Raw genomic sequence first — 18510 nt, forward strand, 5'->3', positions numbered from 1 at the left:
TTAAAAAAGTAATCAATATTAGAGACGATAATATCGTCATATTATAGGGATAAGAAATGTCTTTATTGGAAATAAAAAACCTTTGCATTGAATACCCATCTCGACATGGCGTCCATCACGCAATTACCTCTCTCACTCTCAATATCGAACGAGGCGAAATTGTTGGTGTTGTTGGTGAATCGGGGGCAGGTAAATCGACCATCGGTAATGCCGTAATTGATCTCCTTAGCCCTCCTGGCATTATTTCTAGTGGAGAAATTTATTTAAACGGAGAAAAAATATCGGGCTTAAATAATAAGGAGATGCGCAAAATACGTGGCTCAAAAATTGGCTTTATCTTTCAAGATCCGATGACATCATTAAACCCCCTCTTTACAATTGAAAAACAACTCACCGAAACTATTCTTGCTAATCTAGATGTCACCAAAGAAGAAGCTTATACACGTTCTATTTCGCTTTTAGAACAAGTCGGTATTAGTGAGCCCAAACTACGTATTAAACAATACCCACATCAATTTTCAGGAGGTATGCGCCAACGTGTAGTCATTGCTATTGCACTTTCTGCTGAACCTGAGCTTATCATTGCTGATGAGCCAACCACTGCACTTGACGTTTCTATCCAAGATCAAATATTAACGTTGATCCGTAATTTATGTATTGATAAAAATGTAGGCTGTATGCTAGTTACCCACGATATGGGGGTGGTATCCAATATCACCGATAAAATAGCGGTGATGTACAAAGGCGAATTAGTTGAGTTTGGTAACACCAAAGAAGTACTTGACAATCCTGCTCATGACTACACACGTAGTCTGATTTCAGCAGTACCTCGCTCTGATGTTAAGCAACATCGCTTTCCTTTAGTCAGCTATATTGAAGATGCGGAGCCACTCCCAGAGCTAGATATTAAAACACACTGGTTAGGTCAAAGTGAAACGCAACGAGAATACAACGGCGCTCTACTTAATGTGGATAATATCAGCCTACGATTTTTAACTAAAGATTCTTTTTTTGCTAGTCGTCGTGAATATGTACAAGCATCAAATCAGGTCAGCTTTCATATCAAAGAAGGTGAAACCTTTGGTTTAGTCGGTGAATCCGGCTCGGGGAAATCGACCATTGCACGCATTATCGCAGGTTTATATACTCCTGATGAGGGAAATATTACTTTTGAGGGAATTAACTTAAGCGCATTAAAATCAGAGTCTGAACGGCGTCCTTTTCGTCGCCAAATGCAAATGATATTTCAAAATCCTTATACATCAATGAACCCGCGTATGAAAATTTTTAATATTATTGCCGAGCCTATCCGATTTCATAAGCTTGCAGCAAGTGAAGCACAAGTACGACAGATAGTGCACGATTTATTAGATCATGTCGGATTAGGACGACTAGCAGGCCTAAAGTATCCTCATGAATTTTCAGGTGGACAACGCCAACGAGTTTCCATTGCACGTGCACTCGCCACCCGCCCCCGCTTACTCATTTGTGATGAACCAACATCTGCACTGGATGTATCTGTACAAGCACAAATTTTAAACCTGCTTAAAGACTTACAAGAAGAGCTAAATCTAACGATGTTATTTATTAGTCATGACTTACCCGTGATCCGCCAAATGTGTGATCGAGTCGGTGTTATGCAAAAAGGTACTCTCTTAGAGGTCGCTGAAACCGAGCAATTATTTAATCAGCCAGCACACCCCTACAGCCAGCATTTAATCTCTTTAATGCCTGTATTTAAAGGACTTAAAATAAATCAAAAATAAGACAAAAACCATTGAAATATGAATGCCTTGCGCATTATATTTTATATCAACTCAAGAATAAGGGTATTTTCCCTGTAAAGGAGCTATTGATGAATTGTTTGAAAATGAAAATTGCTATTGCCGTACTTGCTGCGGGGGTCAGTTTTTCTAGCGTCGCCGCGGAAATAACCGTCGCTTACGATGCAGATCCTGTATCACTTGATCCACATGAACAAATATCAAGTGGAACATTGCAAATGTCTCATCTGCTTTTTGATCCACTTATTCGTTACGATAACAACTTTAAGCTCGAAGCTCGATTAGCAACATCTTGGGAGCGTATTAATAATACTACCTACCGTTTCCACCTGCGCAAAGGAGTAAAATTTCATTCGGGCAATTTATTAACCGTCGATGATGTTATCTGGACTTTTGATAGACTACGTAATTCAATAGATTTTAAAGCTATTTATGCACCCTTTAAAGAAATGATTAAAATTGACGATTACACGTTCGATATTATTTCCTATAAGCCTTTCCCTTTAGTATTACAAACGGCAACCTATATTTTCCCTATGGACAAAAAATTCTATACGGGACAATTTAATGGTAAAAGTAAAAGCTTAATTGTTAAAAATGGTCGTTCTTTTGCATCAACACATGTATCAGGAACCGGTCCATTTATTGTAACTTTTCGTGAACAAGGCGTAAAAGTTGTGTTTGAACGCTTTAATGATTACTGGGATAAAAGCTCACCGGGAAATGTTGATAAATTAACGCTTGTACCTATTAAAGAAAATGCTACACGTGTCGCGGCGCTACTTTCTGGTGATGTTGATCTTATCCAACCGGTTGGGCCAAATGATCAAAAAAGAGTTAGCACAACTAAAGGGATAAAATTAGTTACACTACAAAGTAATCGAATACTTACATTCCAATTAAATCAAAAAAGTAACCCTGCCTTACGAGATGTTCGAGTTCGCCAAGCGATTGTTTATGCAATTAATAATACGGGTATCGTTAAAAAAATAATGAAAGGTTTTGCTACCGTTGCAGCACAACAAAGTCCCGAAGGCTATGTTGGTCACAATGAAACATTAGTGCCACGTTATGATCTTAAAAAAGCAAAACAATTAATGATTGATGCAGGTTACAAAGATGGCTTTAAACTAACCATGTTAGCCCCTAATAATCGCTATGTTAATGATGCGAAAATTGCACAAGCAGTTGCCTCTATGTTGGCAAAAATTGGCATTAAAGTAGATCTTAAGACAGTGCCAAAAGCACAATACTGGCCTGCATTTGATACCTGCTCTGCAGATATGATGATGGTTGGTTGGCAGTCAGATACCGAAGATTCGGCTAATTTCACTGAATTTTTAACCATGACACGTAATGAAAAAACGGGAAAAGGAGCCTATAACTGTGGTTATTATTCGAATCCTGAAGTCGATAAATTAGTAAACGATGCTGGATCAGAAACCAATCCAGATACACGAGCAAAAATGCTTCAAAAAGTAGAACGTATCCTTTATGACGATGCTGCGTTTGTACCTTTACATTGGCAAAATATAGCTTGGGGAGCAAAATCAAATATTGGGATAAAAGATATTGTTACATCTACAAATCTTCCTTTCTTCGGTGATTTAATCGTCAAATAAAAAGAGATTGATTTTCTTTTTATAACAAGCCCTAACAAAAGGGCTTGTTATATTTTCATAATTTAAAGGAAGTTTAAATGCTAACGTTTTTAGGTCAACGCTTAATACAGGCATTGATTGTTATGTTTGTAATAAGTTTAGTCGCCTTTGCCATTCAAGATAATCTGGGTGATCCCCTACGTGAAATGGTGGGTCAATCAGTCTCTCTTGCAGAGCGCCAAGCTTTACGTGATGAAATGGGTTTAAATGATCCCTATCTCACTAAATATTCACGTTTTATCGTTAATGCACTGCATGGTGATTTAGGCACTTCATATTTTTTAAAAAAACCAGTTTTAGACATCATATTAGATAAATTACAAGCAACACTTGAATTGGTTTTTGGCGCAGCCTTAATCATCTTGTTTGTCTCTATCCCACTTGGCGTTTACTCTGCTATACACCCTAAAAGTATAAGCACAAAAATAATAATGACTTTAAGTAGCTTAGGTATTTCCGTGCCCGTATTCTTAACCGCCATCATGTTAATGTATATTTTTTCTATTGAACTTAATTGGCTCCCTTCTTATGGGCGAGGAGATACTATTAATGTTTGGGGATGGGAAACGGGATTTCTCACTAAAGATGGGTTGTTACACCTTATTCTTCCTTGTATTTCTCTGGCATCTATTATGCTACCTCTATTCATTCGCTTAGTGCGATCTGAAATGCTCGAGGCATTAGGCTCTGAATATGTGAAATTTGCAACCGCAAAAGGGCTTTCCTTACAGAAGATTTATTACCAACATGCTCTTAAAAATACCATGCTTCCCGTTATTACTGTGGGTGGTGTACAAATAGGTACTATGATTGCTTACACTATTTTAACCGAAACTGTTTTCCAATGGCCAGGAACCGGTTTTCTTTTCTTAGATGCCATTAATCGTGTTGATACTCCTGTTATTACCGCTTATGTTATTTTTGTCGGCTTAATATTTGTTGTTACCAATACTTTTGTTGATCTCTTATATGGTTTGATCAATCCAACCGTTGATATCACAGGAAAAGGAGCCTAAACATGAATAATACAATATCGAGTCATGTAAAACCTGCAAATGCTTGGGTGCGTTTTAAAAATTCAGATTTTATCTATTATTTTCTAAAAGATAAAACAGCAATGCTTGGCTTTGCTTTCTTTTTGGCATTTTTAATGGCGGCTATTTTTGCGCCTCTGATTGCGCCAACCAATCCTTATGATTTACTTAATATTGATTTAATGGATGCAGAGCTACCCCCCGTTTGGATAACTGATGGCGACCCACGTTTTTTATTAGGCACTGACGATCAGGGCCGTGACATTTTATCCACCATTTTATATGGTGCTCGCCTATCGTTAACCATTGGTTTTTGTGCAGTCGCATTACAATTAGTAATGGGCATTATTATTGGGCTTTCTTCCGGCTATTTTGGCGGCAAAATAGATACTTTTCTAATGCGTTGTGCCGATATTCAATTATCATTTTCAACCATGATGATTGCCATCATCTTATCTGCTATTTTTAAAGCAAGCTTTGGCCCTGAGTTTTATTCACAATACGCAGTCTTAATGCTAATTTTGATTATTGGTTTTGCAGAATGGCCTCAATACGCACGAACAATTCGCGCTTCAGTGTTGGCCGAACGCCAAAAAGAATATGTTGAGGCAGCTAAAGTGATGGGACTTGACTCCATACGTATTATGTTTCGCCATATATTACCTAATTGTTTATCGCCTATTTTAGTCATTTCAACCGTACAAATAGCCAATGCGATTATGTCTGAAGCTGCATTGTCCTTTTTAGGGCTCGGTTTGCCTATTGATCAACCCTCTTTAGGCGCATTAATAAATACAGGCTTTCAATATATTTTTTCCGGTCAATGGTGGATAGCTGCCTTCCCCGGGATTGTATTAGTAAGCTTGGTATTAGTTATCAATGTTTTAGGTGATTGGTTACGTGATGTATTCAATCCTAAAATTTATAAAGGATAAAAACAAAAAAATACTTTTTTTGTTTTTATGGTTATTTATCAAAATGTTTTTTTTGATAAATAACCTCTTAATATAAATGACTTAGATAATTAATTTTATCTACATTAATATATTCTAGCTTCTTGTTCTTTCTTTTTTTAATACTTATTCAATTCAAGGTTAAGAAATCCCGAACATTAAGCTATAATCCGCGCTTATTATTTTATCGTGTTTAGGTACTTTCATGACTCTTGATCTATTACAAGCGGATCGCCCGCTTTTCTCTTATCCCTCTTTTAAATCAAGAGCAGAAAATCCCGCTCCTTTTTTACCCATGTCGCGTAAAGAAATGAAAAAATTAGGCTGGGATAGCTGTGATATTATTATCGTTGTAGGCGATGCCTATGTCGATCATCCTAGCTTTGGAATGGCCGTTATTGGACGAACTTTAGAAGCGCAAGGCTATCGCGTCGGCATTATTGCGCAACCCGATTGGCAGAGCAAAGATGATTTTATGCGCTTAGGTAAACCGAATCTCTTTTTTGGTGTCTCCGCTGGTAATATGGACTCCATGATCAATCGTTATACTGCCGAACGACGTATGCGCCATGACGATGCATATACACCCAATAACGAAGGAGGTAAACGCCCAGATCGCGCAGTACTTGCCTACACTCAACGTTGTAAAGAAGCCTATAAAGATGTGCCGGTTATGATTGGTGGCATCGAAGCAAGTCTACGCAGAATTGCCCATTATGATTATTGGTCCGATAAAGTGCGCCACTCTGTTTTACTCGACTCAAAAGCCGACATTTTACTTTTTGGTAATGCCGAGCGCCCTTTACTTGAAGTTGCACATCGCTTGTCTTTGGGTGAGTCCATTCAAGATATGCCTGATATTCGCGGTACAGCAATTATGCTTAAACACGCCTTAGTTGGCTGGCGTGGCATTGACTCTCAACAAGTCGATAAACTCGGTAAAATTGATCCCATCATTAATCCTTATGCCGATATTAACGTCGCTTGTGCCACACAAAAATTAGCAGACCAAAGTAGTGCATCTCAAGTGCGAACGCAAAATATTGATGTATTACCTGCTGATCACCAAAGCGTGAAAAAGAAGCCGTGGGAAAAAACGTATATTCAATTGCCAAGCTATGCCAAGGTAAGCCAAGATAAAGTTTTATATGCACATACATCACGTGTGTTACATCAAGAAACAAATCCTGGTTGTGCACGTGCATTAGCACAGTTTCATGGCCAACGCTTACTGTGGGTAAACCCCCCAGCATACCCTCTTACGACTGAAGAAATTGATGCTGTATTTGGTTTGCCTTACCAGAGAATACCTCACCCCGCTTATGGAAAAGCTAAAATTCCGGCTTATGATATGATCCGTTTTTCGGTTAATATTATGCGAGGCTGTTTTGGTGGCTGTACTTTTTGCTCGATAACAGAACATGAAGGTCGAGTAATTCAGAGTCGTTCTGAAGACTCTATTATCAAAGAAATTGAAACGATTCGTGATAGTGTGCCTGGCTTTACGGGGGTTATTTCTGATCTCGGAGGCCCTACCGCAAACATGTATCGCTTAAAATGTAAAAGTCCTAAAGCGGAGCAAACATGTCGTAGATTAAGTTGTGTATTCCCTACGATTTGCCATCATATGAGCACTGACCATGGTCATACTATCGATCTTTATCGTCGAGCACGTAAACTTTCTGGTATCAAGAAAATTTTGATTGCCTCAGGTGTCCGTTACGATATAGCGGTTGAAGATCCTCGTTATGTAAAAGAATTAGTTGAACATCATGTCGGTGGTTACCTTAAAATCGCGCCAGAGCATACTGAAAAAGGCCCTCTGGATAAAATGATGAAACCAACCATGAGTAGCTATGATACGTTTAAAAATATGTTTGAAAAATACTCAAAGGCAGCGGGGAAAAAACAATATTTGATCCCCTATTTTATCTCTGCTCATCCTGGCACAAGTGATCGCGATATGATAAATTTAGCACTCTGGCTTAAGCAAAATAATTATAAATTAGATCAAGTACAAAATTTTTACCCTTCTCCAATGGCTAACGCTACTACGATGTACCACACTGAAAAAAATCCATTACATAAAGTCAATGCTAACAGTGAGACCGTTATCAGTATTAAGGGGGCAATACAACGTAAATTACATAAAGCGATTTTACGTTATCATATCCCTGAAAATTGGCCTCAGATTCGTGAAGTCTTAAAAAAATTAGGCTTGGCACGTAAACTAATTGGCCGAGGTGCAAACTGTTTAGTTCCCGCCACATCGCGTAACGAAATAAGTCCCCCGCTAAGAAAAGAGAACACACAGATAGCATTAAGCCGACACAGTGGCTTAGATCAATTTAAAACGAAAAAAAGAGCACCACAAAAAAGTTTAAATCGTAAAAACAAATTAGGCTCAACGCGGAAAATAAAATTAGGTAAATAAACGCATTATCACTTCATACTAAGTGTAAAACGCGGCACTTAAATAGTTAGGATAAACTCAGCCATTATATTTGGCTGAGTTTATTGCCTTTTTAGTCGCATACATTTACACCGTATAAAGAGCCTTCCCATTATCTAAGTGTAAAGATAATCATCTCAGAGGATAGGTAACTTTATAGACGAAAACATCGCTTCTATTTCCTCATTATTTTTTAATTTAATCGCTTTATCTATTGTCTCACGCGTCAAGTGAGGAGAAAAAAATTCTATAAAGTCATACATATATGAACGGAAAAACATGTTTTTCTTAAAACATATCTTCGTGGTACTCTCTTTAAAAATATGACTCGCATTGATTGCAATTAAATCTGCATCTTTTTCAGGATCCATTGCCATACTTGCAATAATACCTACCCCAATATCTAAACGAACATAAGTTTTAATAATATCAGCATCGGTTGCGGTAAACGCAATCTTTGGAGTTAAAGCATGACGATTAAATGCGTTATCGAGAATAGATCGTCCGGTGAATCCAAAAACATATGTGACAAGGGGATACTGGGCTAAATCATAAATAGTAATCTTTTCTTTTTGAGCTAATGGATGATCTTTTTTAATCACAATGGAATGGTTCCAATGATAACAAGGCAACAAAATCATATTTTGATATAAATGCATTGCTTCGGTTGCGATAGCAAAATCGGTAGAGCCATTTATAATAGCCGCAACGATTTGAGCGGGTGTCCCTTGATGTATATGTAATGAAACATCAGGATATTGACGTAAAAATCGTTGAATTACTTTTGGTAAAACATAGCGAGCTTGAGTGTGTGTTGTCGCGATGGTTAAACGACCGGCTTTAGGGTAATTATACTCCTCGGCCACTTTTTTGATACTATCAACTTTTGCTAAAATAATACGTGAAATATTTATTATCTCTGATCCAACTGGTGTTACTTTAATCAGATTTTTAGCATTTCGCTCAAAAATAAGAATGCCCAATTCATCTTCAAGTAAGCGAATTTGTTTGCTTATTCCCGGTTGTAAGGTATCTAAGCTATCGGCGGTGGCAGACACATTAAGATTATTCTTTACGATCTCAACGATGTATTTTAATTGCTGTAATTTCATCTTGCTACTCTGGTGAACGTTAATACAAAAGACTCATCACTAATTCGGTGTTAAAAAAGCAACTATATTAAGTTACTTTTTTATTATTTAAATAAGCAAAATCTCATTTTATTAGAGCAATAATTAGATAAATCACATTGCTCTAATTGCATTTCAAAACGAGTAACAATTAGATTTTAACCTAAAAAGGCATTTTAAAGCCCGGTGGCAATTCCATGCCCCCCGTTATCGAACCCATTTTATTTTTATTCACTTCTTCAATTCGACGCACCGCATCATTAACCGCTGCGGCGATTAAATCCTCTAACATTTCTTTGTCATCAGTCATCAATTCATCATCAATTTCAACTTTACGTACGTTGTGATTACCTAAAAGAGTAATTTTAACTAAACCCGCACCCGATTCACCAACGACTTCTGTATTGGCGATTTCTGCTTGCGCTTTTTGCATGTTTGCCTGCATTTCTTGAGCTTTTTTCATTAAATCGCCCATACCACCTTTACCACCTTTACCACTAAACATAATGACTCTCTTTTATAATTAACAATATTAGATTATAACGGGATGATACTATTTGCAATGAGCTCAACTTCTTTACTTGATGAATTGATGCAAGCATTACAATGTTTGCCGGGCGTCGGTCCAAAATCTGCACAGCGTATGACTTACCATCTTCTCGATAAAAATCGCAGTGGCGCGTTAAAACTCAGTCACTTATTAGAGCGAGCGGTGCATGAAATTGGTCATTGTCAGCAATGTAGAACATTTACAGAATTAGAACTATGCTCTCTTTGCAGTAATGAAAAACGTAAAAAGAATGGCCAAATCTGTGTGGTGGAAATGCCTGTAGATGTAAGAGCCATAGAGCAAACAGCTCTTTTTTCTGGTACCTATTTTGTTTTAATGGGTCATCTTTCACCACTTGATGGAATTGGCCCAGAGGAGTTAGGGTTAGCATTATTAGAGACGCAGATATCTGCACCTCACATAGAGGAAGTTATTTTGGCAACGAATCCCACCGTTGAGGGTGAAGCTACGGCTTATTATATTGCTGAAATAGCTAAAAAGTTCAAGGTGAAAGTGAGTCGTATTGCGCATGGTGTTCCGGTAGGTGGTGAATTAGAGTTTGTAGATAGCACTACGTTATCGCATTCTTTTTCGGGCCGCTCAGAGATTTAATATTAAGACTAACGTTAGATCTTTGCATCATAATCATCCACAAAATTTTGAATATTTACATCATCACAAATAGCTTGTTTAGCATCCTCTACACATTTTTGAAATATATTCGATTCCAACTCAAAAGCACTCAATTTACCTGGAACCTCACCAATTTCAATATACATTGTCGTTTTCTGGCCCAACTGAGCTTTCAATGACTTTTGCAATTGTTCGCATAACTGAGTGTTATTTAATAAGTGTTGTTGTTGGCGACAAAGCGTTAAAATAACTTGATTATCAACCTGTTTAAATACACAGTTTTTAGCTAATAATTTAACCAGACCTACAAGTTGCATTGTTTGAATTAACAATGACCACGGATCAGTTAATTTATTTTGCACGTATTGCGCCCCATCGATTTGTATTGTCTCCTTCTCATCGTCAATAAAATAAGAAGGAGCAACAAAATCATCCTGAATCAGTGCACACGTTGAGAGATCATGCTTATCTTGCTCATCTACTTGCCATGCCTCCTGCAAGGCAACATCTAAAGAAGAAGACAATTGCTGACCGGGCATATCAACCTCGGCAAAGTGTCTATTTTCTAATTCAACACGCATATTTTTATGTTCAACAGGTGGCATGTCAACATGATTTATATTGGGTATTCGAACACTCTTCATCTTTTCTTTTTCTACTGACGCGACAACAACAGTGTCATCTTTCGTTGAGGTTGTCGCCAGTGGCTTTTTTGATTTAGAACGTTTTAAACGATGGCTACGCAACATATTACGCGAGTGAGTTAATTGCTCAACCGATTGCATTGCTAACTCGCTAGCATCTTGAAGGGTATCACTCTCAGGAGCCACCTCAGGTAACTTATTGTCAAGATTAGGAACGCTTTCATCTTTAATGATAGATTCAGATAATTCAGCAGTGGGTTCGACTAAAGGCTCGGTTAATAAAGTATCAGGTATTGATACTTTATTAACAACAGGCTTTGCAACAGGTGTCATATTTGATTCAACAGGCATCTCAAGTGGCTGAGTATCATCGATTAAATTTAAAGCACCTATAGAGTCGCCCTGTAATGTGTCCAACTGACTTTCATCAAGAGCTATATATTTAGCCGGCTTAAAGGCTAATAAACGCATGACCGTCATTTCAAATGCTATTTTCCCATTAGGTGCAAAAGCATAATCTTTATAACCCTGTACTGCAATCTGATAATAAAGTTGTAATTCTTCTGCACTTAAGCGATCGGCAAATAATTGTAGTGTGTTTTTTTGTACATCATGAGGACGATTTAGCATCTGTAACAGTGCAGTTTGATGGCATAATGTGGCTAATTCCTGATGTAATTTAGCAAAGTCAGCACCTAAATGTACAAATTCTTGTATCTTCGCAAAGACTTTTTCAACATCACCTGATGCAATAAAATGCAAAAGATAGTGTAAATGATGATTATCGATGGTACCTAACATTTTAAGCACGTCTTGATATTTAATGTTGCCAGAGCCAAAAGCGAGGGCTTGATCGGTTAAACTCAAAGCATCTCGCATACTCCCATCGGCGGCATTTGCAATCGCGATTAAAGATGCACCATCGAATGTTGCATTCTCTTGCTCTAAAATATAGCGAAGTTGCTTTTCTATTTGCTCAGGTAAAAGAGCTTTTAAATGAAATTGTAAACAACGCGACAAAACAGTAACAGGTAATTTTTGTGGATCTGTCGTTGCTAATAAAAATTTCACATATTCAGGAGGCTCTTCTAATGTTTTTAATAACGCATTAAAACTATGCTTTGACAGCATATGTACTTCATCAATAAGGTACACTTTATAACGTCCAACCGTTGGCTTATATTGAACGTTATCGAGCATTTCACGTGTGTCATCCACTTTGGTGCGAGATGCAGCATCTATTTCTAATAAATCAACAAAATGACCCGCATCAATAGATTGACAAAACTCACATGTACCACAAGGTGTTGCGGTGACGCCCTGCTCACAATTTAAACTTTTTGCAAGAATACGAGCAATGGTTGTTTTACCCACCCCTCTCGTACCACTAAACAAATAAGCATGATGCACCCTATTTTGTGTTAAAGCATTCGATAATGCGGTAAGCACGTGTTCTTGGCCTATCACTTCTGAAAAGTTATGCGGACGCCATTTTCTTGCTAATACTTGATAACTCACTAAATTTACTCACCCTCAAAGGACACTAAAGAATAATGGGGAACCCCTAAATCGTGTATCTTCTGTGCACCCTTGAGAGCGGGCAATTCAATCACAAATACAGATTCTATGACTTTTCCACCGAGTCGTTGGATTAATTTAATCGATGCGCCAGCCGTGCCACCTGTCGCTAACAAATCATCCACCAATAAAATACGCTCGTCTTTTTGTATCGCATCACTGTGTATTTGTAATACGTCACTTCCATACTCTAACGAATAACCCTCTTGAATCGTATCTCTGGGTAATTTACTGGGTTTTCGCACGGGAACCAACCCAGCGCCAATGGCAAGAGCTAATGGTGCAGCAAAAATAAAACCACGCGCTTCTGTGCCCACGACTTTATCTATTTGTTGATCTTTATAACGCTCAATTAAGAGAGACATTGTCAAATGAAACGCTTGCGCATTTTCAAGTAAACTGGTTATATCTCGAAATAAAATTCCGGGTAATGGATAATCGGGAATACTTGTTATACTATTTTTTATTATTTGTAATGCATCATCACTCATAAAAATATCCATATAAAAATTAATAAGTCTAGAATAAATACTCTCCACATAGAGTGCAAGTAATAGTGTCATGAATTCATCCATTGTGGCGCTTTTTTATTTTAAATAAGAAACAAACGTATACAAAGGATGCTATCTACCTTTATCCTTCAAACGACCACCACGCTAGACTTATGCTTACAAATAAATTCAAACACATTTTAATTTCATTCATGTATAATTTTGCCTCTTAAAAATGAAAGGTTGGCACCATGAAGATTACACTTGCACCGATGGAAGGCGTTATGGATCACCATATGCGTGCATTACTTACCTCAATAGGCGGGTTTGATTTATGCATCACAGAGTTTATTCGTGTGATCTCTCTAACGCTTCCTGCAAAAGTTTACCGGCGCGTAAGCCCTGAGCTTTTTAATCAGAGTAAAACGCATGCTGGTACCCCTGTTCGCATTCAGTTATTAGGCCAAGATCCACAGTGCTTAGCCAATAATGCAAGAAAAGCACTATTGGTCGGCTCGGACGGCATTGATCTTAATTTTGGCTGTCCCGCAAAAGCCGTCAATAAAAGCCGAGGGGGAGCGATATTATTAAAATCACCCGAAACTTTATATAAAATAGTTAAAGAGGTGCGTACAAGCATGCCTGCATACCAAACACTAAGCGTTAAAATACGCTTAGGTTATGCAGATAAATCCTTGGCAATTGACAATGCACAAGCGATTTATGAAGCGGGAGCAAATGAACTTGCGGTACATGCGCGCACCAAAGAAGAAGGCTACTTGCCCCCTGCTCATTGGCACTGGATAGCAAACATTCGAGAATCTATTGCTATTCCCGTGATTGCTAATGGCGATATTTTTAACGCACAAGATGCCATACGCTGCCAAGAAATAAGTGGTTGTGATCGTTTAATGATAGGACGAGGGGCATTAGCCATGCCTAATTTAGCGCAAGTTATCAAAGGTATTGAAGAGCCTTATAGTTGGCCACAAATACTTACATTAATGAGTCAATATTTAGTCATACAAACACAAGGCGATAAAGAAAAATATTTGCCGAGTCGCATTAAACAGTGGCTAACCTTTATGCGACTACAACAAATTCAAGCACTGCCTTTTTTACAAACCATACGTAAAATAAAAACAACACAAGAGATGTTTGATGCAATTGAACATGCTCGCAGAACTGCTTAATAGTAAAGATTTTTATATTTCCTTACACTTGAAAATCCAGCTCGATAATATTCGACTTATTGGTGCTGGCTCTTTTTCCCTCAAATAAATTTGTCAATAATACGATCTAACAAATCTATTCGTCTTGATTATTCAGATTATTCTTGCTATTTTATTAAGTCATATATATAACATCCCTCGACAGTTGCATTTTGTAAGATATTTTTTTTGGTGTTTTAAGCACTTTAGCTTTAACTGTTTTAAGCGTTTTTTCTACTTTTATCGGCTCTTCACTTTGTAATTTATGGCGTAATGCATCTTGATAGCCACCCACAAATTGAGAAATATGCCCATTACCATCAAAAAACCACGTATGGGTAACGGTATTATCCACAAAACTACGATCATGGCTGACTAATAACAACGTACCGTGATAATTTGCGAGTAACTCTTCTAATAATTCCAGTGTTTCGACATCCAAATCATTCGTTGGTTCATCCAAAATCAATAAATTATTCGGTTTTAAAAATATTTTCGCTAATAACAGACGATTTTTTTCACCACCTGATAACGCTTTAACCGGTGTTCTTGCACGCTCTGGATGAAATAAGAAATCTTGTAAATAACCTAATACATGCCGTTTTATGCCATTTACTTCAACTTCTTGTCGGCCTTCGGCTAAATTATCCATGACTGATTTTTCAGGATCTAACTTGTCACGATATTGGTCAAAATAAGCGACTTCTAACTTAGTTCCACATTTCATGGTGCCTGAATCAGGTTGGAGTTGATCGAGAAACAACTTTAAGAGTGTACTTTTACCACAACCATTACGCCCAATAAAAGCAATTTTATCTCCACGCATAATAGTAGTTGAAAAGTTTTTGATAATCGGTAAATCACCATAAGCATAAGAGATGTTATCTGCCTCAAAAATGATTTTCCCAGAGCGACTTCCGGAATCTATATTGATTTTTGCTTTACCTACCACATTTTGACGATCAGCGCGCTCATTACGTAATGCTTTTAACTCGCGTACGCGTCCTTCATTACGAGTGCGACGTGCTTTAATACCTTGACGTATCCATTTTTCTTCAATCGCCAATTTACGGTCAAATTCTGCATTTTGATCTTCTTCTACGCGTAAGGCTTCTTCTTTTGCCACTAAATATTCGTCGTAACCACCGGGCCATGAACTTAAATTACCACGATCAATATCTATAATACGCGTCGATAATCGACGAATAAATTCTCTATCATGACTAATAAAAATGATAGAGCCCTTGAAGCTCATCAAAAATTGCTCTAACCATTCAATCGTACCGACATCTAAATGGTTCGTTGGCTCATCTAACAATAATAAGTCAGGATCATTAACTAAAGCTTTAGCCAACGCTACTTTTCGTAGCCACCCTCCTGAAAGAGATTCTAAGCTAATATCTGGCGCGATGCCTAAACGATCTAAAATTTGATTTATTTTACTGTCTAATTGCCAGCCATCAAGTTGATCTAATTTTTCTTGTAGTTTTGCAAGTTTATTTAATTCTTTTTCACTGCAATCTTCCACAATCACCACTAATTGATGTTGATAAGCCTTTAGGACCTCACCGACATCATCCATGCCTGATGCAACGTAATCATACGCACTCATACTGCTTGCACTCGGTGGATCTTGCTCTAAACGTGCAATTTTAACATCCTTATTAATCAGTAATGAGCCATCATCTAATTGAATTCGACCATCTAATACTTTTAATAATGTAGATTTTCCCGCGCCATTACGCCCGACTAAACAGACTCGTTCATTCGGCTCAATTACAAAATTTGTTTTATTCAATAATGGATGCTCGCCAAAAGCGAGTTCCGCATTATGTAAGGTTAATAGTGCCACTTATGATTTCTCTTCTTGTATATAATTGTAGAGTTGCTGCAATGTAAAAGGCCAATTTAATGACGATTTACCTTCTTGTTTTACAACAGGGATCCGTGTTGCATAGCGCCGCATTAAATCGGGCTGAGCAAGAATATCGACTTTTTGATAAGGCGCATTGGCAATCTCCAATAACGCCATGGCATCATCGCATAGATGACACCTATCAGTATGAAAAAGGGTTAACCGTTTAGTCATGTTTCGTTAATATCCAACATTGATGTATCTTATAATTGCGCTTAAAGTCTTCAGGTATCGTACTTTTTGTAATATCTTTCACGTAAAAACCAAGGGCTTTGATAGCGTCAATATCAAGTTTGAAATTACGTTTGTTATTCGAAAATATAATCTCTCCATCCGCATTTAAACAAGCACTCGCAGAGGTTAATAAACTAACATGATCATCTTGCACATCAAAGATGTCTTTCATGCGTTTAGAATTAGAGAATGTAGGAGGATCAATAAAGATAAGATCATATTTCTCATGGCTATGTTGTAACCATTTGATACAATCCTGCTGAATAAAATCATGCTTTCCTTTTATATCATTTAAAGCAAAGTTCTTTTCTCCCCAAGCAATATAAGTATTTGACATATCAATGCTGGTTGTTGACTTTGCGCCACCTAATGCTGCATGTACCGATGCAGTTGCGGTATAACAAAATAGATTTAAAAAATCTTTGCCTTGCGCCATTTTTGCTATACGTAATCGAATAGGACGGTGATCTAAAAATAAGCCTGTATCTAAATAATCCTGCAAATTAACAATCAATTTAGCATTACCTTCATGCATAATTAAAGACTGTTTTTTACTGTCCATTTTTTCATACTGCTTACGTCCCTTTTGACGCTCACGAACTTTTATCACCAACTTATCGTCAGAAAGATTTAACATATAGCGTACAGTCGAGACGACATCTAAGAAACGTCGGCGTACTTTGCCTAATTCAATCTCTTTTGGCGCGCGATATTCTTGAATAATAATATACTCACCGTATCTATCAATCGCTACATTATATTCAGGTAAATCTGCATCATACATACGATAACATTCAATGTTTTCACGTTTTGCCCATTTTTCTAATTTTTTCAAATTCTTCGAAAGTCGATTTGCAAAAGCTTCAGAAAAAATAGCCGGCTTTATTTGTTTAACTTCTTTAAAAACACGTTCAGATTCGCTTTCCTCTCCCATGTCAAAAGCATCCGCATCTTTACCCATTGTCCAAGGGTTTATTTTCCCTGTACTTGTCGTTGCGGGAGTATCGGTGATAACATCACTCTCTTTATCCACTCGCTTTGCTGAAATTCGATAATTTTTTAAGACACATTCAAGTGGCCCATTGAAAAATTTAAAGCTTTTAGCTGCACGCATACCTAAACAACTAAGCAATTCAGTATCCATTGCAAACATAGATAAATTCCAACCAGCAAAAGCATCTTTAAAATGATAACCAAGCTCAGTATAGAGTGTGATAGTGTCACTAAAACCCCCTAAACGCTCACCATATGGTGGATTGGAAACAAGCATACCGGTTTCCAGCTCTTCAGGTGGTAACACTTTTTTTGCATCTTGCACTGAAAATTCAATTAATTCGCCAACGCCTGCACGCTGAGCATTTTGCTTGGCAATTTTAATCATCTCCGCGCTTATATCAGAGGCATAAAATTTATTATCACAATCTTTTACCGATTTCTTAGCGTAGACTTGCGCTGATGTTTTTAACGTTTTCCAACATTCCGCATCATGTTTTTTCCATTTATCAAAACCAAAACGGGGACGCATTGAACCGGGTGCAATATTAAGAGCCATCATCGCAGCTTCAATAATCAAAGTACCTGAACCACACATTGGATCTAATAACGCTTCGCCTTTCCAGCCACTACGTTTAATAATACCCGCGGCCAAAGTTTCACGTAACGGCGCTTCACCAGCAATACTACGATAACCACGAATATGCAAAGGAGAGCCAGACAAATCTAAATAAATGCTCACTTTATCTTTCCATAAACGACCATTAAAGCGAATATCTGCATCGCGTTTTTCAACGTTTGGTCGCGCATCACATTTAGTACGAAAACGATCCACGATCGCATCTTTAATTTTTAATGCACCAAATTGGGTGTTACGAATTTCATCATTCGTACCAGAAAAATCAATTGAGAACGTATTAGTAACGTCAAAATGTTCTTCCCAATGTATATTGCTTGCTCCCAAATAAAGATCCATGGCGTCAATTACTTTAAATTCACTTAATTTAAGCAATACTTTTGAGCCGAAACGTGACCATAAACACACTTTATAACCTTGCTCCAATGAGCCATCAAAAGATACCCCGCCATTGATTTGTTTACTGTTTTCGATGCCCATCTCGAGCAACTCAACCTCAAGTAATGGCGCTAAACCTTTGGCGGTTGGTATAAAATAACTTAACATAATGACTCTCTAAAAATACGCTTAAAAATGAGCTTCATTATACGCATATCGCTTATAAATGCGA

Annotated in this window: 14 protein-coding genes; 7 read left to right on the forward strand and 7 right to left on the reverse strand. The window is 37.5% G+C overall.

Features of this window, described 5'->3' with window-relative positions; all coding sequences use genetic code 11:
• Positions 1-56: 56 nt before the first annotated feature.
• The 5 genes from B8W84_RS04255 to B8W84_RS04275 all read left to right on the forward strand — a co-directional run bounded on the left by B8W84_RS04255 (position 57) and on the right by B8W84_RS04275 (position 7866).
• Complete coding sequence (locus tag B8W84_RS04255) at positions 57-1766, forward strand: dipeptide ABC transporter ATP-binding protein (protein WP_094752065.1); 1710 nt, start codon at positions 57-59, stop codon at positions 1764-1766.
• Between the two features lie 89 nt (positions 1767-1855).
• Positions 1856-3406, forward strand: coding sequence for an ABC transporter substrate-binding protein (locus tag B8W84_RS04260; RefSeq protein WP_094752066.1), 1551 nt, complete (start codon positions 1856-1858; stop codon positions 3404-3406).
• A gap of 77 nt (positions 3407-3483) precedes the next feature.
• Positions 3484-4461, forward strand: coding sequence for an ABC transporter permease (locus B8W84_RS04265; RefSeq protein WP_094752067.1), 978 nt, complete (start codon positions 3484-3486; stop codon positions 4459-4461).
• 2 nt (positions 4462-4463) lie between these two features.
• On the forward strand, positions 4464-5414 hold the full coding sequence (locus tag B8W84_RS04270; RefSeq protein ID WP_094752068.1) for an ABC transporter permease: 951 nt from the start codon (positions 4464-4466) through the stop codon (positions 5412-5414).
• Positions 5415-5637: 223 nt separating this feature from the next.
• Positions 5638-7866, forward strand: a complete 2229-nt coding sequence (locus tag B8W84_RS04275; RefSeq protein WP_094752069.1) for a YgiQ family radical SAM protein — start codon at positions 5638-5640, stop codon at positions 7864-7866.
• 155 nt (positions 7867-8021) lie between these two features.
• On the opposite strand, the gene cysB is transcribed toward B8W84_RS04275, so the two are convergent.
• Together cysB and B8W84_RS04285 are read right to left on the reverse strand one after the other, a co-directional pair.
• Positions 8022-8996, reverse strand: coding sequence for an HTH-type transcriptional regulator CysB (cysB, locus tag B8W84_RS04280; RefSeq protein WP_094752070.1), 975 nt, complete (start codon positions 8994-8996; stop codon positions 8022-8024).
• A 181-nt stretch (positions 8997-9177) separates the two neighbouring features.
• Positions 9178-9519, reverse strand: a complete 342-nt coding sequence (locus B8W84_RS04285; protein ID WP_094752071.1) for a YbaB/EbfC family nucleoid-associated protein — start codon at positions 9517-9519, stop codon at positions 9178-9180.
• A 57-nt stretch (positions 9520-9576) separates the two neighbouring features.
• Between B8W84_RS04285 and recR the strand changes: the two genes are divergently transcribed.
• Positions 9577-10176, forward strand: a complete 600-nt coding sequence (recR, locus tag B8W84_RS04290) for a recombination mediator RecR (RefSeq protein WP_094752737.1) — start codon at positions 9577-9579, stop codon at positions 10174-10176.
• A 14-nt stretch (positions 10177-10190) separates the two neighbouring features.
• Here the strand turns inward: recR and dnaX are convergent, their stop codons facing one another.
• Together dnaX and apt are read right to left on the reverse strand one after the other, a co-directional pair.
• Complete coding sequence (gene dnaX, locus B8W84_RS04295; RefSeq protein WP_094752072.1) at positions 10191-12359, reverse strand: DNA polymerase III subunit gamma/tau; 2169 nt, start codon at positions 12357-12359, stop codon at positions 10191-10193.
• A 5-nt stretch (positions 12360-12364) separates the two neighbouring features.
• The gene (apt, locus tag B8W84_RS04300) at positions 12365-12916 is read right to left on the reverse strand and encodes an adenine phosphoribosyltransferase (protein ID WP_180706052.1); all 552 of its coding nucleotides are present in this window, start codon (positions 12914-12916) and stop codon (positions 12365-12367) included.
• Positions 12917-13161: 245 nt separating this feature from the next.
• On the opposite strand from apt, the gene B8W84_RS04305 reads away from it, so the two are divergent.
• The gene (locus B8W84_RS04305) at positions 13162-14103 is read left to right on the forward strand and encodes a tRNA-dihydrouridine synthase (RefSeq protein ID WP_094752073.1); all 942 of its coding nucleotides are present in this window, start codon (positions 13162-13164) and stop codon (positions 14101-14103) included.
• A gap of 154 nt (positions 14104-14257) precedes the next feature.
• Here B8W84_RS04305 and uup read toward each other — a convergent pair whose 3' ends face one another.
• From uup to rlmKL, 3 genes are read right to left on the reverse strand one after another with little or no spacing between them, the layout of a single operon-like run.
• Positions 14258-15973, reverse strand: coding sequence for an ATP-binding cassette ATPase Uup (gene uup, locus B8W84_RS04310; RefSeq protein ID WP_257797907.1), 1716 nt, complete (start codon positions 15971-15973; stop codon positions 14258-14260).
• A complete protein-coding gene (locus B8W84_RS04315; protein WP_094752074.1) occupies positions 15974-16210 on the reverse strand; it encodes a glutaredoxin family protein in 237 nt (78 codons plus the stop codon).
• Positions 16203-18446 carry a bifunctional 23S rRNA (guanine(2069)-N(7))-methyltransferase RlmK/23S rRNA (guanine(2445)-N(2))-methyltransferase RlmL gene (rlmKL, locus tag B8W84_RS04320; RefSeq protein ID WP_094752075.1) on the reverse strand — a complete coding sequence of 748 codons (2244 nt, stop codon included), beginning with the start codon at positions 18444-18446 and terminating at the stop codon, positions 16203-16205. The genes B8W84_RS04315 and rlmKL overlap by 8 nt, the downstream gene beginning before the upstream one ends.
• Between the last annotated feature and the right edge of the window lie 64 nt (positions 18447-18510).

This window comes from Psychromonas sp. CD1 (assembly GCF_002239585.1).
In the GTDB taxonomy this organism is placed as follows: Bacteria; Pseudomonadota; Gammaproteobacteria; order Enterobacterales; family Psychromonadaceae; genus Psychromonas.

Bases quoted from the DNA above. Each gene is read 5' to 3' on its own strand.
- B8W84_RS04255 (WP_094752065.1), top strand. From the start codon at position 57: ATGTCTTTATTGGAAATAAAAAACCTTTGCATTGAATACCCATCTCGA.
- B8W84_RS04305 (WP_094752073.1), top strand. From the start codon at position 13,162: ATGAAGATTACACTTGCACCGATGGAAGGCGTTATGGATCACCATATG.
- recR (WP_094752737.1), top strand. From the start codon at position 9,577: ATGAGCTCAACTTCTTTACTTGATGAATTGATGCAAGCATTACAATGT.
- B8W84_RS04315 (WP_094752074.1), bottom strand. From the start codon at position 16,210: ATGACTAAACGGTTAACCCTTTTTCATACTGATAGGTGTCATCTATGC.
- B8W84_RS04270 (WP_094752068.1), top strand. From the start codon at position 4,464: ATGAATAATACAATATCGAGTCATGTAAAACCTGCAAATGCTTGGGTG.
- B8W84_RS04260 (WP_094752066.1), top strand. From the start codon at position 1,856: ATGAATTGTTTGAAAATGAAAATTGCTATTGCCGTACTTGCTGCGGGG.
- B8W84_RS04285 (WP_094752071.1), bottom strand. From the start codon at position 9,519: ATGTTTAGTGGTAAAGGTGGTAAAGGTGGTATGGGCGATTTAATGAAA.
- B8W84_RS04275 (WP_094752069.1), top strand. From the start codon at position 5,638: ATGACTCTTGATCTATTACAAGCGGATCGCCCGCTTTTCTCTTATCCC.
- cysB (WP_094752070.1), bottom strand. From the start codon at position 8,996: ATGAAATTACAGCAATTAAAATACATCGTTGAGATCGTAAAGAATAAT.
- rlmKL (WP_094752075.1), bottom strand. From the start codon at position 18,446: ATGTTAAGTTATTTTATACCAACCGCCAAAGGTTTAGCGCCATTACTT.
- B8W84_RS04265 (WP_094752067.1), top strand. From the start codon at position 3,484: ATGCTAACGTTTTTAGGTCAACGCTTAATACAGGCATTGATTGTTATG.